The sequence below is a fragment of the Citrobacter amalonaticus genome (assembly GCF_018323885.1).
Lineage (GTDB): Bacteria > Pseudomonadota > Gammaproteobacteria > Enterobacterales > Enterobacteriaceae > Citrobacter_A > Citrobacter_A amalonaticus.
Genome location: NZ_AP024585.1, coordinates 4,277,511 through 4,301,644, shown reverse-complemented (window position 1 = coordinate 4,301,644; position 24,134 = coordinate 4,277,511). Strand labels below are relative to the sequence as shown.

Annotated in this window: 22 protein-coding genes; 17 read left to right on the top strand and 5 right to left on the bottom strand. The window is 54.8% G+C overall.

The genetic code is table 11. The features are described 5' to 3' along the window. Nucleotides 1-21: 21 nt before the first annotated feature. Nucleotides 22-1,566, bottom strand: coding sequence for a maltose ABC transporter permease MalF (malF, locus tag KI228_RS20360; protein WP_061069526.1), 1,545 nt, complete (start codon nt 1,564-1,566; stop codon nt 22-24). A 126-nt stretch (nt 1,567-1,692) separates the two neighbouring features. Next, nucleotides 1,693-2,883 (bottom strand): maltose/maltodextrin ABC transporter substrate-binding protein MalE, encoded by a 1,191-nt coding sequence (gene malE / locus KI228_RS20355; protein WP_042999028.1) that lies wholly within the window; start codon nt 2,881-2,883, stop codon nt 1,693-1,695. Nucleotides 2,884-3,252: 369 nt separating this feature from the next. Here malE and malK point away from each other — a divergent pair, with 369 nt between their 5' ends. From malK to ubiA, 5 genes are all read left to right on the top strand, one after another. Beyond that, the gene (gene malK, locus KI228_RS20350) at nt 3,253-4,362 is read left to right on the top strand and encodes a maltose/maltodextrin ABC transporter ATP-binding protein MalK (protein ID WP_042321056.1); all 1,110 of its coding nucleotides are present in this window, start codon (nt 3,253-3,255) and stop codon (nt 4,360-4,362) included. 74 nt (nt 4,363-4,436) lie between these two features. After that, nucleotides 4,437-5,762, top strand: coding sequence for a maltoporin (locus tag KI228_RS20345; RefSeq protein ID WP_042999029.1), 1,326 nt, complete (start codon nt 4,437-4,439; stop codon nt 5,760-5,762). A 107-nt stretch (nt 5,763-5,869) separates the two neighbouring features. Then, nucleotides 5,870-6,814 (top strand): maltose operon protein MalM, encoded by a 945-nt coding sequence (malM, locus tag KI228_RS20340; RefSeq protein WP_044253364.1) that lies wholly within the window; start codon nt 5,870-5,872, stop codon nt 6,812-6,814. Between the two features lie 179 nt (nt 6,815-6,993). Further along, complete coding sequence (ubiC, locus tag KI228_RS20335) at nt 6,994-7,491, top strand: chorismate lyase (protein ID WP_042999031.1); 498 nt, start codon at nt 6,994-6,996, stop codon at nt 7,489-7,491. A gap of 12 nt (nt 7,492-7,503) precedes the next feature. Beyond that, nucleotides 7,504-8,376, top strand: a complete 873-nt coding sequence (gene ubiA / locus KI228_RS20330) for a 4-hydroxybenzoate octaprenyltransferase (protein ID WP_104010290.1) — start codon at nt 7,504-7,506, stop codon at nt 8,374-8,376. Between the two features lie 130 nt (nt 8,377-8,506). Here the strand turns inward: ubiA and plsB are convergent, their stop codons facing one another. Then, the gene (plsB, locus tag KI228_RS20325; protein WP_042999033.1) at nt 8,507-10,927 is read right to left on the bottom strand and encodes a glycerol-3-phosphate 1-O-acyltransferase PlsB; all 2,421 of its coding nucleotides are present in this window, start codon (nt 10,925-10,927) and stop codon (nt 8,507-8,509) included. Nucleotides 10,928-11,097: 170 nt separating this feature from the next. On the opposite strand from plsB, the gene KI228_RS20320 reads away from it, so the two are divergent. The 4 genes from KI228_RS20320 (at nt 11,098) to KI228_RS20305 (ending at nt 13,948) form a co-directional block, all read left to right on the top strand. Further along, nucleotides 11,098-11,466, top strand: coding sequence for a diacylglycerol kinase (locus KI228_RS20320; RefSeq protein WP_042999034.1), 369 nt, complete (start codon nt 11,098-11,100; stop codon nt 11,464-11,466). A gap of 122 nt (nt 11,467-11,588) precedes the next feature. Further along, a complete protein-coding gene (gene lexA / locus KI228_RS20315; RefSeq protein WP_042321072.1) occupies nt 11,589-12,197 on the top strand; it encodes a transcriptional repressor LexA in 609 nt (202 codons plus the stop codon). A gap of 85 nt (nt 12,198-12,282) precedes the next feature. Continuing rightward, on the top strand, nt 12,283-13,608 hold the full coding sequence (gene dinF / locus KI228_RS20310) for an MATE family efflux transporter DinF (protein ID WP_061069527.1): 1,326 nt from the start codon (nt 12,283-12,285) through the stop codon (nt 13,606-13,608). A gap of 130 nt (nt 13,609-13,738) precedes the next feature. Beyond that, the gene (locus KI228_RS20305) at nt 13,739-13,948 is read left to right on the top strand and encodes a CsbD family protein (RefSeq protein ID WP_044264125.1); all 210 of its coding nucleotides are present in this window, start codon (nt 13,739-13,741) and stop codon (nt 13,946-13,948) included. 77 nt (nt 13,949-14,025) lie between these two features. Here KI228_RS20305 and zur read toward each other — a convergent pair whose 3' ends face one another. After that, nucleotides 14,026-14,541: a zinc uptake transcriptional repressor Zur gene (zur, locus tag KI228_RS20300; RefSeq protein ID WP_044264124.1), complete on the bottom strand. Its 516-nt coding sequence runs from the start codon at nt 14,539-14,541 to the stop codon at nt 14,026-14,028. Nucleotides 14,542-14,822: 281 nt separating this feature from the next. Here zur and KI228_RS20295 point away from each other — a divergent pair, with 281 nt between their 5' ends. The 3 genes from KI228_RS20295 to pspG all read left to right on the top strand — a co-directional run bounded on the left by KI228_RS20295 (nt 14,823) and on the right by pspG (nt 17,589). Then, nucleotides 14,823-16,133 (top strand): conjugal transfer protein TraF, encoded by a 1,311-nt coding sequence (locus KI228_RS20295; RefSeq protein WP_044264122.1) that lies wholly within the window; start codon nt 14,823-14,825, stop codon nt 16,131-16,133. 84 nt (nt 16,134-16,217) lie between these two features. Further along, the gene (dusA, locus tag KI228_RS20290) at nt 16,218-17,213 is read left to right on the top strand and encodes a tRNA dihydrouridine(20/20a) synthase DusA (protein ID WP_042999037.1); all 996 of its coding nucleotides are present in this window, start codon (nt 16,218-16,220) and stop codon (nt 17,211-17,213) included. A gap of 133 nt (nt 17,214-17,346) precedes the next feature. Then, a complete protein-coding gene (gene pspG, locus KI228_RS20285) occupies nt 17,347-17,589 on the top strand; it encodes an envelope stress response protein PspG (RefSeq protein ID WP_042999038.1) in 243 nt (80 codons plus the stop codon). A 179-nt stretch (nt 17,590-17,768) separates the two neighbouring features. Here pspG and KI228_RS20280 read toward each other — a convergent pair whose 3' ends face one another. Then, complete coding sequence (locus tag KI228_RS20280) at nt 17,769-18,752, bottom strand: quinone oxidoreductase (RefSeq protein WP_061069528.1); 984 nt, start codon at nt 18,750-18,752, stop codon at nt 17,769-17,771. A gap of 64 nt (nt 18,753-18,816) precedes the next feature. On the opposite strand from KI228_RS20280, the gene dnaB reads away from it, so the two are divergent. From dnaB to KI228_RS20255, 5 genes are all read left to right on the top strand, one after another. Continuing rightward, nucleotides 18,817-20,232, top strand: coding sequence for a replicative DNA helicase (gene dnaB, locus KI228_RS20275; protein WP_042321088.1), 1,416 nt, complete (start codon nt 18,817-18,819; stop codon nt 20,230-20,232). Between the two features lie 95 nt (nt 20,233-20,327). Further along, complete coding sequence (gene alr / locus KI228_RS20270; RefSeq protein ID WP_054176724.1) at nt 20,328-21,407, top strand: alanine racemase; 1,080 nt, start codon at nt 20,328-20,330, stop codon at nt 21,405-21,407. Nucleotides 21,408-21,537: 130 nt separating this feature from the next. Next, entirely contained in the window at nt 21,538-22,731 is a 1,194-nt protein-coding gene (gene tyrB / locus KI228_RS20265) for an aromatic amino acid transaminase (RefSeq protein ID WP_044257367.1), read from the top strand. A gap of 174 nt (nt 22,732-22,905) precedes the next feature. After that, on the top strand, nt 22,906-23,619 hold the full coding sequence (aphA, locus tag KI228_RS20260) for an acid phosphatase AphA (protein WP_042999042.1): 714 nt from the start codon (nt 22,906-22,908) through the stop codon (nt 23,617-23,619). A gap of 126 nt (nt 23,620-23,745) precedes the next feature. Beyond that, entirely contained in the window at nt 23,746-24,102 is a 357-nt protein-coding gene (locus KI228_RS20255) for an MmcQ/YjbR family DNA-binding protein (protein WP_042999043.1), read from the top strand. Nucleotides 24,103-24,134 lie beyond the last annotated feature (32 nt).

The window sequence follows — 24,134 nt, the reverse complement described above, 5'->3', positions numbered from 1 at the left end:
AATGACGCCTGGTGATGCTGATTAATCAAATTTCATGCGTGTGGCTTTCAGGTTCACAATCGCCAGGGCGCCGACCAGCAGGAAGATCAGCGTGGCGATTGCCGCCGCCAGACCAAAGTCCTGACCGCCGCCGCCTTCAAAGGCGATGCGATAGGTGTAGCTCACTAACAGGTCGGTATACCCGGCTGGCGTGGTCGTTCCGAGGCGATCCGGACCGCCGTTGGTTAACAGTTGAATCAGCACGAAGTTGTTAAAGTTAAAGGCGAAGCTGGCGATCATCAGCGGCGTCAGCGGCTTGATCAGCAGCGGGAGTGTAATCTTAAAGAAGTTCTGGAACGGGCCTGCGCCATCCATTGCCGAGGCTTCGTACAGGTCGTCCGGAATCGCTTTCAGCAAGCCCATGCACAGGATCATCATGTACGGATAACCGAGCCAGGTGTTGACGATAATAATCATCGAACGGGCAGTGGTCGGATCGCTGAACCACGCTGGTTTAATGCCAAACAGCGCGCTCAGCATCATGTTGATTTCACCAAAGCTCTGGTTGAACAGCCCTTTGAAAATCAGAATTGAGATAAACGACGGCACGGCGTACGGCAGGATCAGCAGGACGCGGTAAATGGCCTTACCTTTCAGCGATTCCCACTGCACCAGACACGCCAGCACCATCCCCACGGCGACGGTCAGAATCACGGTCAGCACTGAGAAAACCACCGTCCACACGAAGATGGCGAAGAATGGCTTCTGGATCCCTTCGTCCGTAAAGACGCGGGTAAAGTTATCCCAGCCGATGGTCACGGTGTAGCCTGGACTCAGCTTCTCATCACCCCAGTTGCCGTCCGCATTGATGGACTGGTAATAGCCGATGCCGTTATTGGGACGGTATTTCACGCCGCTCTGGTTGTTGGTTAACATGCCGTCATCAGCGAGGGTGTACAGCGGCTGCGTACCGGAGAACTGGCGCAGCGAGCTCATGATCACTTTACTGCCATCGGGCATCACGGCGGTAATCTGATTCAGCGCCTGGCGATTCTGGGTGATGATGCGCAGCGTTGCGCGTTCACCGGTCGGCAGGGCGTCTGTCTCTTTCAGCGCCAGCTTTTGCTCGCCACCAAATTTAAAAGCGTCGGAGAGGTAATTCTTTCCGGTTTCGCCGTCGGTGAGAGCCAGTTGCCACTCTTCACCGGCAGGATATAGCCCGAAGTTAAAGGATTTACCCGCCTGATAAGAGCGGTCCATCAGCACCTCTTGGGCGCGTTCGAAAGTGAGCTGGTTGGTGCTGCTGTAGTTGGTAAAGGCAATGGCGATGGTGCAAATCAGCGGAAACAGGACAAACAGCCCCATACCAGCCATGCCTGGGTAAACGTAGCGCCAGGCGTAGGTCTTACGGTTGGCAAAAATGTACAGGCCAGCAGAGCTTAAAATCAGCGTCATGATGGCGAACAGGTACTCCCCCTGTGCATACATTAAAACAACAAGGTAACCCACCAGCAGGCCCAGCAGACCTATCACTGACCATTTCAGCGTGTCGCTTTGCCACCAATGTTTCTTTTTAATGACATCCATGGGGATCTTCCTCTACAACAGTGAAATCTTGTCGTGAATGTGCCGGATGGCGACATAAATGCCTTATCCGGCCTACAGACGTTTGTAGGCCTGATAAGCGCAGCGCCATCAGGCACATCGACAGCATTACTTGGTGATACGGCCCTGCGCGTCTTTCAGTGCTGCGTCAACGGTCTGACGACCGCTGGCGGCGTTGATGACCGCCGTACGAACCGCGTACCAGAACGCAGACATCTGCGGGATGTTCGGCATGATTTCGCCTTTCTGGGCGTTATCCATGGTGGCGGCGATACGTGGATCTTTCGCTAACTGATCCTGATAGGATTTCAGCGCCACGGCGCCCAGCGGTTTGTCCTTGTTCACTTCTTCCAGACCTTGATCGGTCAGCAGGTAGTTTTCCAGGAACTCTTTTGCCAGTTCTTTATTCGGGCTGGCGGCGTTAATACCGGCACTCAGCACGCCGACGAACGGTTTAGACGGTTTGCCTTTGAAGGTTGGCAGCAGGGTGACGCCGTAGTTCACTTTGCTCTTATCGATGTTCGTCCATGCCCACGGACCGTTGATGGTCATCGCCGTATCGCCTTTGTTAAAGGCCGCTTCGGCGATGGAGTAGTCGGTGTCGGCGTTCATGTGTTTGTTCTTGATGAGGTCAACCAGGAAGCCCAGACCCGCTTTCGCGCCTGCGCTGTCGACGCCCACGTCTTTCACGTCGTACGTGCCGTTTTCAAACTTGAATGCGTAACCGCCGTCGGCAGCAATCAGCGGCCAGGTGAAGTACGGCTCTTGCAGGTTGAACATCAGCGCGCTCTTACCTTTCGCCTTCAGCTCTTTATCCAGTGCCGGAATTTCTTCCCAGGTCTTCGGCGGGTTTGCCACCAGGTCTTTGTTGTAAATCAGCGACAGCGCTTCAACCGCGATCGGATAGGCGATCAGTTTGCCGTTGTAACGCACGGCATCCCAGGTGAACGGATAGAGTTTGTCCTGGAACGCTTTATCCGGCGTGATTTCAGCCAGCAGGCCAGACTGTGCGTAACCGCCAAAACGATCGTGCGCCCAGAAAATGATGTCCGGACCGTCACCGGTTGCCGCGACCTGCGGGAATTTCTCTTCCAGCTTGTCCGGGTGCTCGATGGTCACTTTGATACCGGTGTCTTTCTCGAATTTTTTACCCACTTCGGCCAGGCCGTTATAGCCTTTGTCGCCGTTAATCCAGATAACCAGTTTACCTTCTTCAATTTTGGCCAGAGCCGGTGCGGAAATCATCATTGCTGCGAGGGCGGACAATGCGAAAACGCGTGCGCCAGTCTTGATCTTCATATCTGCCATCCTTTTGGTGATGTGCTCGTGGTAAGACTTCAGTGGTTCAACGTGACTCAGTCTCCTTATTTGACATCCTCTTTCCATCCTCCTTACCCCTACGCCCCACCCGCTCTTTATGTGATCTGTGTTGCAGAAATATGAGTAATGCGTACTGGCGCACATAAAAACAGACTCATTTTTGCGGGGGACATCACGAAATTACGCGATGTCCCCCGGCCAGGGTCTCAGACTTCCTTCCCTCATCCTCCCGACTCCTCCCCCATAAAAAAGCTGGGGGGTGGAGGATTCACGCTCGCAGTGAATCCCGCATAGTCGGGCCATCATGAATGTTGCTGTCAATGACAGGTTGTAACGAAGGGAGAAGGCATGGCGAGCGTACAGCTGCGAAATGTAACGAAAGCCTGGGGTGATGTGGTGGTATCGAAAGATATCAATCTCGACATTCACGAAGGGGAATTCGTGGTGTTTGTTGGACCGTCAGGCTGCGGCAAATCGACCCTGCTCCGTATGATTGCCGGACTTGAAACGATTACCAGCGGAGATCTCTATATTGGGGAAACCCGCATGAACGATATCCCCCCTGCGGAACGTGGCGTCGGGATGGTCTTCCAGTCCTACGCGCTCTACCCCCATTTATCCGTTGCCGAAAATATGTCGTTTGGCCTGAAACTGGCGGGCGCGAAAAAAGAGGTAATGAATCAGCGTGTTAACCAGGTTGCCGAAGTGCTGCAACTGGCGCATCTGCTGGAGCGTAAACCGAAAGCCCTTTCAGGGGGACAGCGCCAGCGCGTGGCGATTGGCCGTACGCTGGTGGCGGAACCGCGTGTGTTCCTGCTCGATGAACCCCTCTCCAACCTTGATGCCGCGCTGCGCGTGCAGATGCGTATCGAAATCTCCCGTCTGCATAAACGCCTGGGTCGCACGATGATCTACGTCACCCACGATCAGGTCGAAGCGATGACGCTGGCCGACAAAATCGTGGTGCTGGATGCCGGTCGCGTCGCGCAGATTGGCAAGCCGCTGGAACTGTATCACTACCCGGCAGACCGCTTCGTCGCGGGTTTTATTGGTTCACCGAAGATGAACTTCCTGCCGGTGAAAGTCACCGCAACCGCCATCGACCAGGTGCAAGTGGAACTGCCGAACCGTCAGCACGTCTGGCTACCGGTCGACAGCCGTGATGTGCAGGTCGGCGTAAATATGTCGCTAGGTATTCGTCCGGAACATCTGCTGCCCAGTGATATCGCCGATGTCACGCTGGAAGGCGAGGTTCAGGTCGTCGAACAGCTTGGTCACGAAACACAGATTCATATTCAGATCCCCGCCATTCGTCAAAACCTGGTGTACCGCCAGAACGACGTGGTGTTGGTAGAAGAGGGCGCCACATTCGCTATTGGCCTGCCGCCAGAGCGTTGTCATCTGTTCCGTGAAGATGGCACCGCATGTCGTCGGCTGCATAAAGAGCCAGGCGTTTAAGGTGTCCCATTAAAAAAAAGCGCAAAACCCTACGGTGAAGCGTGCAAAGAAAAGCAATGATCTCAGGAGATAGAATGATGATTACTCTGCGCAAACTCCCCCTGGCGGTTGCCGTCGCAGCAGGCATTATGTCTGTTCAGGCAATGGCAGTGGATTTCCATGGTTATGCTCGTTCCGGTATCGGCTGGACGGGTAGTGGCGGCGAACAACAATGTTTCCAGGCAACCGGTGCTCAAAGTAAATACCGTCTTGGCAACGAATGTGAAACGTACGCGGAACTTAAACTGGGCCAGGAAGTCTGGAAAGAGGGCGATAAGAGCTTCTATTTTGACACCAACGTTGCCTACTCCGTGGCACAGCAGAATGACTGGGAAGCCACCGACCCGGCATTCCGTGAAGCGAACGTACAGGGTAAAAACCTGATCGACTGGCTGCCTGGCTCCACCATCTGGGCAGGTAAGCGCTTCTATCAGCGTCATGACGTTCACATGATCGACTTCTACTACTGGGATATTTCAGGTCCTGGCGCCGGTATCGAAAATATCGATCTGGGCTTCGGTAAACTGTCTCTGGCCGCCACCCGTTCTCAGGAAGCCGGCGGCTCTTACATCTTCAGCAGCAATGATATCTATGACCGTTACAAAGACACGGCGAACGACGTTTTCGACGTGCGTTTAGCCGGTCTGGAAACGAACCCGGACGGCGTGCTGGAACTGGGTGTTGACTACGGTCGTGCGAACAAAACTGACGGCTACAGCTATGCCGACGGTGCCACTAAAGACGGCTGGATGTTCACCGCTGAACACACGCAAAGCATGCTGAAAGGCTACAACAAGTTTGTCGTTCAGTACGCTACCGACGCAATGACGACTCAGGGTAAAGGGATCCCGCAGGGCTCCTTCACGGGTAACAACTACAACCCTGATACGGAAATTGGCGTCGTTAACAACGAAATCAACAACAACGGTAGTCTGGTGCGTATCCTCGACCACGGTGCAATCTCTCTGGGCGACCGTTGGGACCTGATGTACGTCGGTATGTATCAGGATATCGACCGTGACGATAACAACGGTTCAACCTGGTACACCGTCGGTGTGCGTCCGATGTTCAAATGGACACCGATCATGAGCACCCTGATGGAAATCGGCTACGACAACGTGAAGTCTCAGCGTACCGACGACACCAACAACCAGTACAAAATTACCCTGGCGCAACAGTGGCAGGCTGGCGACAGCATCTGGTCCCGCCCGGCTATCCGTGTCTTCGCGACCTACGCGAAGTGGGATGAGAAATGGGGTTACGACAACGGCATTGCCTACAGCGATACCAGCGCGCGCACCTACAGCCGTGGCGACAACGATGAGTGGTCCTTCGGTGCTCAGATGGAAATCTGGTGGTAATCCGGCACTAACCTGACGTAGCGAGGGGCGTAAGCCCCTCTGTTTCTCGCGGTTTAGCGCGCTATTGCCTGGCCACCGCTGAACCCACGCTTTCTGAGGTGATAACAATGAAAATGAAGAAAAGTCTCGTCGCCCTTTGTTTATCCGCAGGGTTAGTTGCCAGTGCGCCGGGCATCAGCCTGGCTGACGTGAATTACGTTCCACAGAATACCAGCGCCGCACCGACGATTCCGACGGCGGCACTCCAGCAGTTAACCTGGACGCCGGTTGACCAGTCCAACACGCAAACCACACAGCTTTCGACCGGCGGTCAGCGTCTTGATGTCGCGGGCATCTCCGGTCCGGTTGCCGCTTACAGCGTACCGGCGAACATCGGGGAGCTAAACATAACGCTCACCAGCGAAGTGAACAAACAAACCAGTGTCTTCGCGCCCAACGTCCTGATTCTCGATCAGAACATGACGCCTTCTGCGTTCTTCCCCAGCAGCTATTTCACCTACCAGGAACCGGGCGTGATGAGCGCGGATCGTCTGGAAGGGGTGATGCGCCTGACGCCAGCGCTGGGCCAGCAGAAGCTTTATGTTCTGGTCTTTACGACCGAGAAAGATCTTCAGCAGACCACCAAACTGCTCGATCCAGCGAAAGCCTACGCCAAAGGCGTGGGTAACTCGGTGCCGGATATTCCGGATCCGATTGCCCGTCATACTACCGACGGTCTGCTGAAGCTGAAAGTGAAAACCAGCAGCAGTTCCAGCGTGCTGGTGGGGCCATTGTTTGGTTCTTCCGGCCCGGGTCCGGTGACGGTAGGCAATACCGCCGCACCTGCACCGACCTACGCTGCACCTGCTGCCGCGCCGGTGGTTGCACCTGCGCCCGCGAAGAAAAGCGAGCCGATGTTGAACGACACCGAAAGCTACTTTAACAAAGCGATTAAAGACGCCGTCGCGAAAGGTGACGTTGATAAAGCGCTGAAACTGCTTGATGAAGCTGAACGTCTGGGATCAACATCTGCCCGTTCCACCTTTATCAGCAGTGTAAAAGGCAAGGGGTAATTTCTCCCCACATTGCTGATTTGCAACAACTGGTGCGTCAACTGGCGCACCTTTTTTTTAGCATTTCCTGCGACTTGTTACGTTTCTGTTGCGTAACAGATCACTTAATTATGTTTCCATCTTCCGTAAGCGCTTTTCTGCGATACAATGCCTTTCAGTTATGAAACGGAGAGTCAGGCATGTCACACCCCGCGTTAACGCAACTGCGTGCGCTGCGCTATTTTGAAGAGATTCCCGCCCTGGATCCAGAACAGCTCGACTGGCTGCTACTGGAAGATTCCATGACAAAACGTTTTGAACAACAGGGAAAACGGGTCACGGTGACCCTGATCAGGGAGGGATTTGTCGGTCAAAATGAGGTGGTGGAAGAGCTGACGCGACTGCCAAAAGAATCCCGCTACTGGCTGCGTGAAATCCTGCTCTGTGCCGATGATGAACCCTGGCTGGCTGGACGCACCGTGGTGCCTGAATCCACGCTGTCCGGCCCCGAACTGGCCTTACAACACTTAGGCAAAACCCCGCTGGGGCGTTATCTGTTTACATCATCGACGTTGACCCGAGATTTTATTGAGATTGGTTGTGATGCCGGGCTGTGGGGACGTCGTTCCCGCCTGCGACTGAGCGGTAAGCCGCTAATGCTGACCGAACTGTTTTTACCTGCATCGCCGTTGTACTAAGAGGAAAATAAAATGGAGTGGAGTCTGACGCAAAATAAGCTGCTGGCGTTTCACCGCTTGATGCGTACGGATAAGCCCATCGGCGCCTTACTGCTGCTCTGGCCGACGCTGTGGGCTCTGTGGGTAGCGACCCCTGGCGTCCCTCAAGGGTGGATCCTGACGGTGTTTGTCGCCGGGGTCTGGCTGATGCGTGCCGCCGGATGCGTGGTTAATGACTATGCCGATCGAAAATTTGACGGACACGTAAAACGCACGGCGAACCGCCCATTACCTAGCGGCGCAGTGACGGAGAAAGAGGCCCGGACGCTGTTTGTGGTGCTGGTACTGCTCGCTTTTCTGTTGGTATTAACGCTCAACACCATGACCATATTGCTGTCGGTTGCAGCACTGGCGCTGGCGTGGGTCTATCCGTTTATGAAGCGCTACACCCACCTGCCGCAGGTAGTGCTGGGGGCGGCGTTTGGCTGGTCGATCCCGATGGCCTTCGCGGCGGTGAGTGAGTCGGTACCCTTGAGTTGCTGGCTGATGTTCCTGGCCAATATCTTGTGGGCGGTGGCCTACGACACGCAGTACGCGATGGTTGATCGCGATGACGATCTGAAAATCGGCATTAAATCGACGGCCATTCTGTTTGGCGAACATGACAAGCTGATTATCGGTATCTTGCAGGTGGCGGTGCTGGCGCTGATGGCGCTGATTGGCTGGCTGAACGGTCTGGGGCTGGGTTATTACTGGTCTGTGCTGGTCGCGGGCGCGCTGTTTGTTTATCAACAGAAACTGATTGCCAGCCGCGAACGCGAGGCCTGCTTTAAAGCATTCATGAACAATAACTACGTCGGGCTGGTGTTGTTTATCGGTCTGGCAATGAGCTACTGGCACTTATAAAGCATCTTGCCCGGTGGCGCTGCGCTTATCGGGCCTACCAAACCGTAAGCCGATGTAGGCCGGATCAGGCGGAACGCCGCCATCCGGCAATCTAACATAAAAAAGCCGGTCATCTTGACCGGCTTTTTCTTTACTCGCTCTGCGTCGCGCTCTCGATGGTGAGGCGTACATCCGACGTGATGAGTTCCGCCAACATCTGATACACCTTCATCGTTTCGCCCGGCTCCGCATCGCCGGTATCGCTGATGTAACCCTCGTCACGCAGAGTCAGCACCAGTGAGCTGAACACCGCCTTGTCGAAGAATTCCGGCGCGTTAATACCGTGCAGCACGGACAGACGCTGCGCCACGGTGCGGCTTTCTTTCTCCAGCGTCCCGCGGTTGATCGACGGGTTAGCGCTCAGCAGCCAGAAGGTGATGGCATAACGCTGCAGCGTTTCGCGCGCACCCGCGGCCAGCAGTTGCAGCGTACGGGAATGAGCCGGATTGATATGCAGTTCATCATCCTGAACGGTAATCAGCCCCTGACGCTGCATTTCAGCCGTCAGCGCATCAATCACGTCTGCCAGCTCATCGCGCTCCCAGCGCAGGAACAGCTCGGCTTTCAGCATCGGGTAGAGCACGTCAACGTGTTGCAGCAACGCTTCGCGGGAAATATGACGATGCTGGGTGACGATCGCCGCCATCAGTGACGGTAGCACCAGCATATGCGCGATGTTATTGCGATAGTAGGTCATCAGCACCGCCTGCTCGCGCGGCAGAATGATGATATCGCCAATGGTATCCTTCTCGACTTCGAATTTGTTCATCTGCAACGCGTGATCGATAAGATCGCTGGCGTTGACAGACGGCACGGTCGAATCAGAGGAATACGGCACGTTGCGCATCAGATCCAGGTAACAGTTGAGCTGCTCGGTCAATTGTTCGCGGGTCAGCGAACGCTGGCGAGACGCTAACAGCGCGGTGCAGCATAGGTTCATGGCGTTCGCCGCACCCGCATTGTTAATACGCACCATCAGCTCCGCCGCAATCCCGTTTACCGTCGGCGTCAGCCAGGCTGGACGCACGGCTTCGATCGGATCGATAGACTCGCGCCACTCCGGCACGTGGTGATTCAGGTAGGTCATCAATGGCATTGGCTCGCCAAAGTTGACGTAGCCCTGACCGAGATTACGCAGCTTGCTCAGGCCACGCAGCATCTGCGGCAGGCTCTCTTTCTCTTTGGTCGCGCCGCGCAGCTCTTTGGCATAGGTTCCCACTTCCATCACGTGCTCGTAACCGATGTAAATCGGCACCAGGGTGATCGGACGGGTGCCGCCGCGCAGCATCGCCTGGATGGTCATCGACAGCGTGCCAGTTTTTGGGTCCAGCAAACGGCCGGTACGGGAACGACCACCTTCGACAAAGTATTCAACCGAGTAGCCGCGGCTGAACAGTTCGCCCAGATACTCACGGAAAACCGTGGAATAGAGCTTATTGCCCTTAAAGGTACGACGAATAAAGAACGCGCCCAGGCGGCGGAAGATCGGGCCTGCCGGCCAGAAGTTCAGGTTGATACCTGCAGCGATGTGCGGCGGCACCAGCCCCTGGTGATAGAGCACGTAGGAGAGCAGCAGGTAGTCCATGTGGCTGCGGTGGCAGGGAACATAAACAATTTCGTGCCCGTCGTGCGCCAGTTGGCGAACGCGTTCTGCGTTGTGAACGTTAATCCCCTGATACAGCCGGTTCCAGGTGAAGCCCAGAATACGGTCGGTCAGGCGAATCATCTCGTAAGAGAAGTTGGCGGCGATCTCTTCCATCAGCGCAATGGCGTTTTGCTGCGCCTTTTCATGGGAGATTTTCTTGCTGCGCGCTTCGTCTTCCACCGCGCGGGCAATCGCTTTGGAGGCCAGCAGCTTGTTGAAGAGATCCTGACGCGCAGGTAGACGCGGCCCCACCGCGGCCAGGCGCTGACGGGCGAAGTGCATACGCGCCACGCGAGCCAGTTTCTGCGCAATGGTTTTATCCGTGCCGTGCTCATCGGCCATTCGGCGCAGAGAGACGGAAGGCGAGAAGCGGACAAAGCTGTCGCGGCCAAGCCAGGAGACGGCAAAGAATTTCTGAATGCCATTAAGCATGCGCAGCGGCGGGTTAACCTCGCCCTTTTCACGACCCGGAGAACGTCCAAACATCACCGACACCGGCACCATTTGCACATCCAGATCCGGATTGCTGCGATGCAGGTCGAGATAGTTATGGAACAGCTTGATGGACTCTTCTTTCGGCGTGTAATAGGTGAAGACACGCGGTCCGCCGTGAATGAACACATAGCGTGGCAACTGTGTGCCATCGATCTCCAGCGGTTCTAACGGGTCGGGGAGATCGTGCGCCAGACATTGCGCGCGCAGCGTCAGCAAGTCCGCTTTGGAGTTGTACGGCAAAACGTACATAATTGGGCGAGAGGTGTCGAGTCCCAATTCCGGGGCAGGATCTGCCGGAATAGACTTGCTTTTTACCAGTACACTTAATGGTAAATTCAGGATTTTGTAGTAAATTCGTGGCCAGCCGGACATAAACGATGTAAAGCCTCTGGTTAATAATGCAATTGCGTTGCAAGGATATCAGAAAGTCATGTGAATTTCTGGTCTATCCCGTCATACTTCGCGCCGCGTTGCCCTAACTCGAATTACATGAGTTAACAAGACAATGTCATTGACGCCAATAATGCAAAAAGGTTCTTTTAATGGCTAATAATACCACTGGATTCACCCGAATTATCAAAGCTGCAGGCTATTCCTGGAAAGGTTTTCGCGCCGCGTGGATTAACGAGGCCGCGTTCCGTCAGGAAAGCGTGGCGGCGCTGCTGGCCGTGGCTATCGCCTGCTGGCTGGACGTGGATGCCATTACGCGCGTTCTGCTGATAGGCTCTGTCATGCTGGTCATGATTGTTGAAATCCTGAACAGCGCCATTGAGGCGGTAGTGGACCGTATCGGCTCTGATTATCACGAACTTTCTGGTCGCGCAAAAGATATGGGGTCGGCGGCGGTGCTGCTTTCTATCATTGTGGCGCTGATCACCTGGGGACTCCTGTTGTGGCCACATTTTCGCTAACGTTTTTCGACCCTGATTCCATAACCGGCTAAATCTGCTGTCGAATGTGTAGTTTGTGGTTCCAAAATCACCTTTAGCTGTATATACTCACAGCATAACTGTATATACACCCAGGGGGCGGAATGAAAGCGTTAACGGCCAGGCAACAAGAGGTGTTTGATCTCATTCGGGATCACATCAGCCAGACAGGTATGCCACCGACGCGTGCGGAGATCGCACAGCGTTTGGGGTTCCGTTCCCCAAACGCGGCTGAAGAACACCTGAAGGCGCTGGCACGTAAAGGGGCGATTGAAATCGTCTCCGGTGCTTCTCGCGGCATTCGACTGCTGCAGGAAGAAGAGGAAGGGTTACCGCTCATCGGTCGCGTTGCGGCGGGCGAGCCGCTGCTGGCGCAGCAGCACATTGAAGGCCATTATCAGGTGGATCCATCTTTGTTTAAGCCGAACGCCGATTTCCTGCTGCGCGTCAGCGGAATGTCGATGAAAGACATCGGCATTATGGATGGCGATCTGCTGGCGGTACACAAAACCCAGGACGTGCGTAACGGTCAGGTGGTTGTAGCGCGTATCGACGATGAAGTGACGGTCAAGCGCCTGAAAAAACAGGGCAATAAAGTTGAACTGCTGCCCGAAAACAGCGAATTTAAACCAATCCTGGTTGACCTTCGCGAACAGAATTTTACCATCGAAGGACTGGCCGTTGGCGTCATCCGTAATGGTGAATGGCTGTAGTACTTCTTTAGGCCGGATAAGGCGTTTACGTCGTTATCCGGCACTCTCACCACTCTCGTTATGACCTCTTCTCAGGCTCGTCTCCATGCCTTTTTTTGCTTCTGCTGACAAAGCACTCTGGCGCCTCGCCTTACCGATGATTTTCTCCAATATCACCGTTCCGCTGCTGGGACTGGTGGATACGGCGGTCATTGGTCACCTGGACAGCCCCGTCTATCTCGGCGGTGTGGCAGTAGGCGCAACCGCAACCAGCTTTCTGTTTATGCTACTGCTCTTCTTACGGATGAGCACTACCGGGCTGACGGCGCAGGCATTCGGCGCGAAGAATCCTCAGGCGCTGGCGAGGGCTCTGGTGCAACCGCTGATCCTGGCTTTGGGCGCAGGGACATTTATTGCTATCTTCCGCACGCCGATTATCGACCTGGCGCTACACATTGTCGGCGGCAGCGAAGCGGTGCTGGAACAGGCGAGGCTATTCCTGGCCATTCGCTGGCTGAGCGCGCCGGCGTCACTGGCGAATCTGGTTCTGCTCGGTTGGTTACTGGGCGTGCAATACGCGCGTGCGCCGGTGATCCTGCTGATTGTCGGCAATATCCTGAACATTGTGCTCGACCTCTGGCTGGTAATGGGGCTGCATATGAACGTGCAGGGGGCCGCACTGGCGACGGTGATTGCGGAATATGCGACGTTGCTGATCGGTTTGTTGATGGTGCGTAAGGTCTTGCACTTGCGGGGCGTCTCTCTCGTCATGCTCAGGCAGGCCTGGCGCGGCAACTTTCGTCGCCTTCTGGCGCTCAATCGCGACATCATGCTGCGTTCGCTGCTGCTGCAACTCTGTTTTGGTGCCATTACCGTGCTGGGGGCCAGACTGGGTAGCGATATCATCGCCGTTAACGCCGTGTTGATGACGTTGCTGACGTTTACGGCCTATGCGCTGGATGGCTTTGCCTACGCCGTGGAGGCGCATTCCGGTCAGGCCTATGGCGCCCGCGATGGCAGTCAGTTGCTGGAGGTCTGGCGCGCGGCGTGCCGTCAGTCAGGTATTGTCGCACTGCTGTTCTCAGTGGTTTATCTGCTCGCGGGCGAACAGATCGTCGCGCTGCTGACATCACTCCCGCAAATCCAGCAACTGGCCGATCGCTATTTGCTCTGGCAAGTGATTTTGCCGTTGGTCGGCGTCTGGTGCTATCTGCTTGATGGTATGTTTATCGGTGCAACGCGGGCGGCTGAAATGCGTAACAGTATGGCGGTCGCGGCTGCCGGGTTTGCGCTGACCCTGCTGGCGCTCCCCGTATTGGGGAATCACGGTTTGTGGCTGGCGCTGGCGGTTTTCCTGGCGCTGCGCGGACTGTCATTAGCCTGGATCTGGCGGCGCCACTGGCGGAATGGGACCTGGTTTTCGGCTTCGTGATGGTTAAAGATTCTGAATAGTGAATTGAACCCAGAATCTCTGACTACACTTAATCTCACGTCCAGCAGAAAACGAACGCAGTTGGGCGGTTTACTCTCACTATTCACAGCCTAATAAAGAGGACTTTATGATGAATAAAGACGAAGCCGGCGGTAACTGGAAACAATTTAAAGGTAAAGTGAAAGAGCAGTGGGGCAAACTGACCGATGACGATATGACAGTCATTGAAGGTAAGCGTGATCAACTGGTCGGTAAGATTCAGGAACGTTATGGTTACGAGAAAGACCAGGCGGAGAAAGAGGTCGTTAGCTGGGAAAAACGCAACGACTATCGCTGGTAAGCTACCCTCATACCCGTGAGTACATGGATGTAAGCCCCTCTGTTTGCTTCGGGCGGCATAGCATGCCGCCCATTTCCTTAACGGGGTTTCTTTTTAACCTGAATCGAATGATCGTGCTGACACTCGCCAGGGTGACGGCAGGCTTCCACTTCCACGCAGGCTGAGCATAATCCGTGTGCTTCAATCACATTGTGGCGCAGGGCAAACCCCATCTTCGCCGCCAGCATATGCATAATGTCTTCCACGCCCTCCGCACACTCTTCTTTCACCGCACCACAGCGGTCGCAGATAAACATCGCGGAAGTATGAGTTGGCTGATCGAACAGGTAACACAGCACGTAGCTGTTGGTGGATTCAACCTTATGCACAAACCCTTGTTCAAGCAGGAAATCAAGTGCGCGATAGACCGTTGGCGGCTTGGCCTGCGGTTCTGATTCACGCAGCAGGTCGAGCAGATCGTAAGCGCTAATTGCGCCTTCCTGAAGGCTCATCAGACGCAACACCTCAAGGCGCTGTGGGGTCAGGCGCACATTGCGTTGCGCGCACAGTTTTTCAGCTTGCGCCAGCAACTCTTGCGTTGTGGTCTTTTCCATTGGGCACCTCGGATCGCGTGAAGTAAGAAAACCCTCACTTTATCATGTTATGGGAGAAACGCCGAGATCCAGGCCGGCACGATAAATCGCCTGCTAATCTTTCCCTGTTTCGCATTCTCTTCTATACATATTGATGTCTGTCACATAATAAAAACGTTCCAGCAAGTTCTGCATGGAGCGAATAGCGTCATCTTCACCCATTTTATCACAGCAATAGTCCTACTCAGCCGCGTTGATACTGGCTGAGGCATTATTTCACCTGCAAATAAAATAGGTTTACTGTGAATAAAAATTTTAATTTTTCGGTGGTGGCAATTGCGGTCTCGTTCCTGGTTTCCCAACAGGCGAACGCGGCGAATACCTGGGCGGAAGCGCGTAACGACGCGATGGGCGGAACGGGCGTGGCGTCGGCAAATTATGGTAGCGGGGTTCTCATTAACCCGGCGTTGCTGGCGAAAGCGAAGCCTGAAGACAGCGTTACCGTGATTCTTCCGGCGGTCGGTGCACAAATCACCGACAAAGATAATCTTCAGGATGAAATTGATGAGATCAGCGACAAAATCGATTACTACGATGAGGTGGTTGATAATCTGACGCCGCAGGAAGTTTTGCTCAACCCGCGCGGCGTGTTGAATCAGTTTCAGGGCGCGGCACGCGATCTTGCCGATGAACTCGAATACCTGAAAGGGAAAACGGCACGCGCCAGTGCAGGGGCGGGACTGGCGGTGAGCATTCCCAATGAGACGCTTTCCCTGGCTTTCGTGGCGAAGGGCTATGCGCATGGACGGGTCAGTTCATCCATTGATCAGGGTGATATTGACTATCTGCGCCGGATTGAGGGCAGCGATACCTATGCGCTCGTTGAAGCCGGGAAGGCGGCGATTGAAGGCTCAGATGAGATAACCAAACACCTCAACTCGACGGCATCGGGACGCGCGGCAATTGTTTCAGATTATGGTATCGCCGTTGCCCGACAGTTTACGTTCGGCGATGTGCCGGTGTCGATTGGCGTTACGCCAAAATTGCAAAAAACCTGGCTCTACAATTACACCACCTCTATCTATAACTACGACAGCAGCGACTGGAACAGTAGTCGTTATCGTAATGATGACACTGGTTTTAACGTCGACGCCGGGATTGCGGCGGACTTTGGTGAACACTGGACGGTGGGGATCAGCGGGCAGAACCTCATTTCACGCGATCTGGATACCAAATCGATCACTATTACCCACGGCATGACGGGTGAAACGCGAAACTACAAAGACACGTACCAGATTCGCCCGCTGGTCACCGCCGGTGTGGCGTGGCAAAACGAGCTGCTGACGCTGAGTGCAGACGGTGATTTGACCGAAACCAAAGGTTTCAAAAGCGAGGAAAACTCACAGTATGTCGGCGTTGGTGCTGAAGTCCGGCCGCTCGACTGGCTGGCCGTGCGTGCCGGTTATCGTGCTGACGTGAAAGATAACGACAGCAACGTCTTTACCGGCGGCGTCGGGTTTGCCCCGTTCAACCGCGTACATCTTGACTTGATGGGACTGTATGGCGAGGACGAAACCTGGGGCGCAGGCGCGCAGGTCAGCGTGACGTTCTGATGGGGATAACCGGAGACATTACGTCTCCGGTTTTGCCTGTGCTATAGTAGCGCCCCCAATTTACAGGATGCTCAAAAAACCACCATGTCACCAGAATCACAATCTGCCTTTCCCGCTCACCGTTTTTCCATCGCGCCTATGCTCGACTGGACGGACAGACACTGCCGCTACTTCCTGCGCTTATTGTCTCGCCAGACGCTGCTCTATACCGAGATGGTGACGACGGGGGCGATTATTCATGGCAAAGGAGATTATCTGGCATACAGCGAAGAAGAGCATCCGGTCGCTCTGCAGCTAGGCGGCAGCGATCCGGCAGCGTTGGCGCACTGCGCGAAGCTGGCTGAAGCGCGCGGCTACGACGAGATCAACCTCAACGTCGGCTGTCCGTCCGATCGTGTACAAAATGGCATGTTTGGCGCCTGTCTGATGGGCAATGCACAATTGGTGGCAGACTGCGTGAAGGCGATGCGTGACGTGGTGTCGATTCCGGTGACCGTCAAAACCCGCATTGGTATTGACGATCAGGATAGCTATGAATTTCTTTGCGATTTTATCAATACGGTGTCTGGCCGCGGTGAGTGCGAGATGTTCATCATCCACGCCCGTAAGGCCTGGCTCTCCGGGTTAAGTCCGAAGGAAAACCGTGAAATCCCGCCGCTGGATTATCCGCGTGTATATCAACTGAAACGCGATTTCCCGCAGCTGACGATGTCCATTAATGGCGGCATTACGTCGCTGGAACAGGCGAAGGCGCATCTTGAACATATGGACGGCGTGATGGTCGGGCGCGAAGCCTATCAGAACCCTGGCATTCTGGCCGCTGTCGATCGCGAAATATTTGGCTCCTCAACTGCTGATGCCGATCCGGTTACGGTGGTGCGGGCCATGTATCCTTATATCGAACGTGAACTGAGCAAGGGCACGTATCTTGGTCATATTACGCGCCACATGCTGGGGCTGTTTCAGGGGATCCCGGGGGCGCGCCAGTGGCGTCGCTACCTGAGCGAAAACGCCCATAAAGCCGGTGCCGATGTTAATGTGCTGGAGCATGCGCTGAAGCTGGTGGCCGATAAGCGTTAGATTTTCACTAAAAAGTAGTCAATTTCACCACGCCCTGCAAAGTTTTGCGGGGCGTTTTGTTGAAAAATCAAGAAATTAAGTTTGGCATGATTTTTGTAATGGTTTGGGCAGGAATTCATTATGGGAGAGCATCATGCTGGAACTACTTTTTGTGATTGGCTTCTTTATCATGCTGATGGTCACCGGCGTCTCGCTATTGGGCATTCTGGCCGCGCTGGTTGTTGCCGCCTTCGTGATGTTCCTTGGCGGCATGTTTGCACTGATGATCAAACTCTTGCCGTGGCTGCTGTTGGCTGTTGCGGTGGTGTGGGTGATTAAAGCGATTAAGTCGCCAAAAATCCCACAATATCAGCGCAATAACCGTTGGCGTTACTAAAGATGTGAGGGATGCGTCACAACCTGTAACTTTGGCGTCAGAACCAAATAGGAATTGACTACCAAATCTGTCAGTATTGCGCGACTAACGGATTCATCGAGCTGTACCCTACATACAGCCGAACTAAAAAAGAAAGGGCTTCCCAATGGGAAGCCCAATTTCTTTCAGGAGCAAGGGAATCAAGGGATCAGCAAACTCGAACCCTGCGTTGCCCGACTCTCCAGCACTTCATGCGCGCGCCGTGCCTCTTTCAGTGGATATTTCTGACGGTCTGGCACATCCACTTTGATCACGCCGCTGGCGATCAGCGAAAACAGTTCGTTACTGGCTTCGGTCAACTCTTCCGCGTTGGTGATGTAGCCCTGAAGAGAAGGGCGCGTGGCGTATAGCGAACCTTTCTGATTCAGAATCCCCAGGTTCACGCCGGTCACCGGGCCTGACGCGTTGCCAAAACTGACCATCAGCCCCCGACGCTGCAGACAGTCCAGTGAGGCTTCCCAGGTATCCTTACCGACCGAGTCATACACCACGCGGACTTTTTTGCCGCCGGTTATCTCTTTAACCCGTTCGACAATGTTCTCTTCGCGATAGTTAATCACCTGCCATGCGCCGGCATCCAGCGCTCGCTGTGCCTTTTGCGCACTGCCAACGGTGCCAATCAGTTTCGCGCCCAGCGCTTTCGCCCACTGACAGGCAATCAGCCCTACGCCGCCAGCGGCCGCATGGAACAGGAACGGTTCGTCGGGCTTGATTTCGTAAGTTTTGCGCAGCAGATAAAAAACGGTTAGTCCCTTCAGGAAAGAGGCGGCAGCCTGCTCGTAAGAGATGGCGTCAGGCAGGATAGCGGCTTTATCGGCCGGTACGTTGTGGACCGAACTGTAGGCGCCGAGTGCGGACTGCGCATACACCACGCGATCGCCTGCTTTAATATGACGGACGCCGTTGCCGACTTTGCTGACGATGCCAGCAGCTTCGGTCCCTAAACCGCTGGGCAGCGCGGGGGGCGGATAGAGCCCACTGCGAATATAGGTATCAATAAAGTTAATGCCGATCGCTTTGTTTTCGACCTGGATTTCGTTTGCTGCGGGATCGGCAGGGGTAAAGTCCACGGCCTGAAGCACGTCAGGGCCACCATGCTTGTGAAATTCAATTCGTGTTGCCATGATTTCTCCAGTATCATCGGAAGATTAGCGTCAACTCACTTTTATCTCGGTAACTCCATTCACTATGGCAGGAAATAAACCCTTCAACAAACAACAGACTGATGTCCGTGATCGCGACCCACAGGTTGCCGGACTGAAAGTACCGCCGCACTCGATTGAAGCGGAACAGTCGGTGTTGGGCGGTTTAATGCTGGATAACGAGCGCTGGGACGATGTCGCCGAGCGCGTGGTAGCGGAAGATTTTTATACCCGTCCACATCGTCACATCTTCACAGAAATGGGGCGGTTGCAGGAAACCGGCAGTCCGATAGACCTGATTACGCTCGCGGAATCGCTGGAGCGACAAGGGCAACTGGACAGCGTCGGCGGTTTTGCGTATCTGGCTGAACTCTCCAAAAATACGCCAAGTGCCGCGAATATCAGCGCCTATGCGGATATTGTTCGCGAACGTGCGGTGGTGCGCGACATGATTGCCGTCGCCCATGAAATTGCGGATGCGGGTTTTGATCCGCAGGGGCGCACCAGTGAGGATCTCCTCGATCTCGCCGAGTCCCGCGTCTTTAAAATCGCGGAAAGCCGCGCCAATAAAGACGAAGGCCCGAAAAACATTGCCGATGTGCTCGACGCGACCGTTGCGCGTATCGAACAACTGTTCCAGCAACCGCACGACGGGGTGACGGGGGTTAACACCGGCTATGACGATCTCAACAAAAAGACCGCAGGCCTGCAGCCCTCGGATCTGATAATCGTCGCGGCGCGTCCGTCAATGGGTAAAACCACATTTGCGATGAACCTCGTCGAAAATGCGGCGATGTTGCAGGATAAACCGGTTCTTATCTTCAGTCTTGAGATGCCCTCTGAACAGATTATGATGCGTTCTCTGGCCTCGCTGTCCCGCGTGGATCAGACCCGTATTCGTACCGGGCAACTGGACGATGAGGACTGGGCGCGCATTTCCGGCACGATGGGCATTCTGCTGGAAAAACGTAACATCTATATTGATGACTCCTCCGGTCTGACGCCAACGGAAGTGCGCTCCCGCGCGCGCCGTATCGCTCGCGAACATGGCGGTATCGGGCTGATTATGATCGACTACCTGCAATTGATGCGCGTGCCATCGCTGTCCGACAACCGTACGCTGGAGATTGCTGAAATTTCCCGCTCGCTGAAAGCGCTGGCAAAAGAACTGCATGTGCCGGTCGTGGCGCTGTCGCAGCTTAACCGCTCGCTGGAACAACGTGCTGATAAGCGCCCGGTCAACTCCGACCTGCGTGAATCCGGCTCCATTGAACAGGATGCCGACTTGATCATGTTTATCTATCGTGACGAGGTTTATCACGAGAACAGCGACCTGAAAGGGATTGCGGAAATCATCATTGGTAAGCAGCGTAACGGCCCCATCGGGACGGTGCGACTGACCTTTAACGGACAATGGTCGCGCTTCGATAATTATGCGGGACCGCAGTACGACGACGAGTAAATCCTCGTCATCTTTTGTGCCGCAGCGGCGTTGACCGTCTTGCTGTGACGCAACTGATTGAGAAGATTATTTCTTTATTAAGGCAAGGAATGACAATGCAAGCGGCAACTGTAGTTATTAACCGCCGCGCTCTGCGACACAACCTGCAACGTCTGCGTGAACTGGCGCCTGCCAGCAAGCTGGTTGCGGTCGTGAAAGCGAACGCTTACGGACACGGTCTGTTAGAGACCGCGCGAACGCTCCCCGATGCTGACGCTTTTGGTGTGGCGCGTCTCGAAGAAGCTTTACGTCTGCGAGCAGGGGGGATCACGCAACCCATCCTGCTGCTGGAAGGCTTTTTTGAGGCATCCGATCTGCCCACCATTTCCGCACAACACCTGCATACGGCGGTCCATAACCAGGAACAACTGGCCGCGCTGGAAGCCGCCGAACTGGATGAACCGGTGACCGTGTGGATGAAACTCGACACCGGTATGCATCGTCTGGGCGTGCTTCCTGAAGAAGCGGACGCCTTCTGGCAGCGCCTGACGCAATGTAAAAACGTGCGCCAACCAGTTAATATCGTCAGCCATTTTGCCCGTGCGGACGAGCCGGAATGTGGAGCGACCGAACGGCAGCTTGATGTGTTCAATACCTTTTGTGAAGGCAAAGCGGGTCAACGCTCGATTGCCGCCTCCGGCGGGATTTTACTCTGGCCGCAGTCGCATTTTGACTGGGTTCGTCCTGGCATTATTCTCTACGGCGTGTCGCCGCTGGAAAACCAGTCCACAGGGGCCGATTTTGGCTGCCAGCCGGTCATGTCGCTGACTTCCAGCCTGATTGCCGTGCGCGAGCATAAAGCGGGCGAGCCGGTAGGCTATGGCGGAACATGGATCAGCGAACGTGATACACGTCTTGGCGTCGTGGCGATGGGCTATGGCGATGGTTATCCGCGCGCTGCGCCATCCGGTACGCCGGTGTTGGTGAACGGTCGCGAAGTACCGATTGTGGGTCGCGTAGCGATGGACATGATTTGCGTTGATCTCGGGCCGCAGGCGACAGACCTGGCCGGTGACCCGGTGATTTTATGGGGAGAGGGACTCCCGGTGGAACGCATTGCGGCGATGACTAAAGTCAGTGCTTACGAGCTGATTACCCGCCTGACTTCACGGGTGGCAATGAAGTATATCGATTAAGCGGGCGTGTGGAGTGCCGGATGGCGGTGTAAACGCCTTATCCGGCAATATTCCCACCAGGCGCTCGATCTTCCTCTCCATCCGGTTTATTGTGTCTTAACCCCTGCCTGTAAACCTGGAGAACCATCGCGTGTTTCAAAAAGTTGACGCCTACGCTGGCGACCCGATTCTGTCGCTCATGGAGCGGTTCAAAGAAGATCCGCGTAGTGACAAAGTGAATCTGAGTATCGGTCTGTATTACAACGAAGACGGGATTATCCCGCAGTTGAAAGCGGTGGCGGAAGCCGAAGCGCGTCTTAACGCGCAGCCGCACGGCGCTTCGCTGTATCTGCCGATGGAAGGGTTGAATACCTATCGTCATACTATCGCGCCATTGCTGTTTGGGGCTGATCATCCGGTTCTCCAGCAGCAGCGTGTGGCGACGATCCAGACATTGGGCGGTTCTGGCGCGCTGAAAGTGGGGGCCGATTTCCTCAAGCGCTATTTCCCGGATTCCGGCGTGTGGGTCAGCGATCCGACGTGGGAAAACCATATCGCGATTTTTGAAGGGGCTGGATTTACCGTCAGCACCTATCCCTGGTACGACAATGCCACCAACGGCGTGCGTTTCAACGATCTGCTGGCGACCCTGAAAACGCTGCCTGCGCGCAGTATCGTCCTGTTGCATCCTTGCTGCCATAACCCGACGGGTGCGGATTTAACGCACGCGCAATGGGATGCGGTGATTGAGATCCTGAAAGCGAATGATCTGATCCCGTTCCTCGACATTGCTTATCAGGGCTTTGGCGCTGGTATGGATGATGATGCTTATGCTATCCGTGCGATTGCCAGCGCCGGACTGCCTGCCCTGGTCAGCAACTCATTCTCGAAAATCTTCTCTCTGTACGGCGAGCGTGTCGGTGGGCTTTCTGTCGTCTGTGAAGATGCCTCCACCGCAGGCCGCGTACTGGGGCAACTGAAGGCGACCGTACGTCGTAATTACTCCAGCCCGCCGAACTTTGGGGCGCAGGTGGTCGCGACGGTGCTCGGCGATGACGCGCTGAAAGCCAGTTGGCTGGCGGAAGTGGAGGCAATGCGAACCCGTATTCTGGCCATGCGTCAGGAGCTGGTGAACGTGCTAACCGCCACCATTCCGGGCCGTAATTTCGACTATCTGCTGCAACAGCGCGGCATGTTCAGCTACACCGGGCTAAGCGCGGCTCAGGTCGATCGCCTGCGCGACGAGTTTGGCGTCTATCTGATCGCCAGCGGGCGTATGTGCGTGGCCGGTCTGAACGTGGCGAATGTGCAGCGTGTAGCGAAGGCCTTTGCTGCGGTCATGTAATTCCTCTCAGGCCGGTTGAACCGGCCTTTTTCCTTCTATATGTGATCCTCCTCTTTTTCCAGGGTTAAACCGCAGAAAATCCTTCCTTTCATCTGCCGCTGGGGTTATGGTCAGAGAGTTTGTCGAATAGTCGTACTAATAAAATCATAACTAAATGACTTAAAAGGGAAAAATATGCGAAAGATCACACTGGCGTTGAGCGCCATCTGCTTACTTTTCACGTTGAACCATCCTGCCAGCGCGCTGGCTTCTTCACCTTCCCCATTAAATCCCGGTACTAACGTTGCGAAACTCGCGGAACAAGCTCCTGTTCACTGGGTTTCCGTGGCGCAGATCGAAAACACGCTGACCGGTCGTCCGCCAATGGCCGTCGGTTTTGATATTGATGATACTGTGCTGTTTTCCAGTCCTGGTTTCTGGCGTGGAAAGAAAACCTGGTCCCCGGACAGCGAGGCGTATCTGAAGAACCCGGCATTCTGGGAGAAAATGAACAACGGCTGGGATGAGTTCAGTATTCCAAAAGAGGTCGCGCGTCAGTTGATCGACATGCACGTCCGTCGTGGCGACAGCATCTTTTTTATCACCGGTCGTTCGCCGACCAAAACCGAGACCGTATCGAAAACGCTGGCAGATAACTTCCACATTCCGGCGGCAAATATGAATCCGGTGATTTTTGCCGGAGACAAGCCGGGTCAGAACACCAAAACGCAGTGGCTGCAGGATAAAAATATCCGCATGTTCTATGGCGACTCGGATAACGACATTACCGCCGCGCGTGATGCGGGCATCCGTGGGATCCGTATTCTGCGCGCCTCAAACTCGACCTACAGACCGTTGCCGCAGGCTGGTGCGTATGGTGAAGAGGTGATCGTAAATTCGGAGTATTAACCGGCGGCTGAGCGTCTGCTGTTTTTTTAAACAAAATTGATCTGCCAGCTTTTACCTTTTGCTGTCTTGCTGCACACTGAATAGATGACATTTCAGTGGAGTATTACGCTTGCGAGGGGATTAACGATGACCAATTCGGAGTTACTGCAATACTGCATGGCGAAAATCGGCGCGGAGCAGAGTGTGCACAGTGACTGGAAAGCCACACAAATCAAAGTTGAAGATGTGCTCTTTGCCATGGTGAAAGAGGTGGAAGGTCGCCCGGCGGTATCTCTGAAAACCAGCCCCGAACTGGCGGAATTGTTACGCCAGCAGCACAGTGATGTGCGTCCGAGCCGACATCTCAATAAGGCACACTGGAGCACCGTCTACCTCGACGGCTCGCTGCCGGATTCACAAATTTATTATCTGGTGGATGCTTCGTACCAACAGGCGGTGAATACGCTGCCGGAAGAGAAACGCAAGCTGCTGGTACAGCCGTAAAAAACGCCGTTCAGTGCGGAAGATGAACGGCG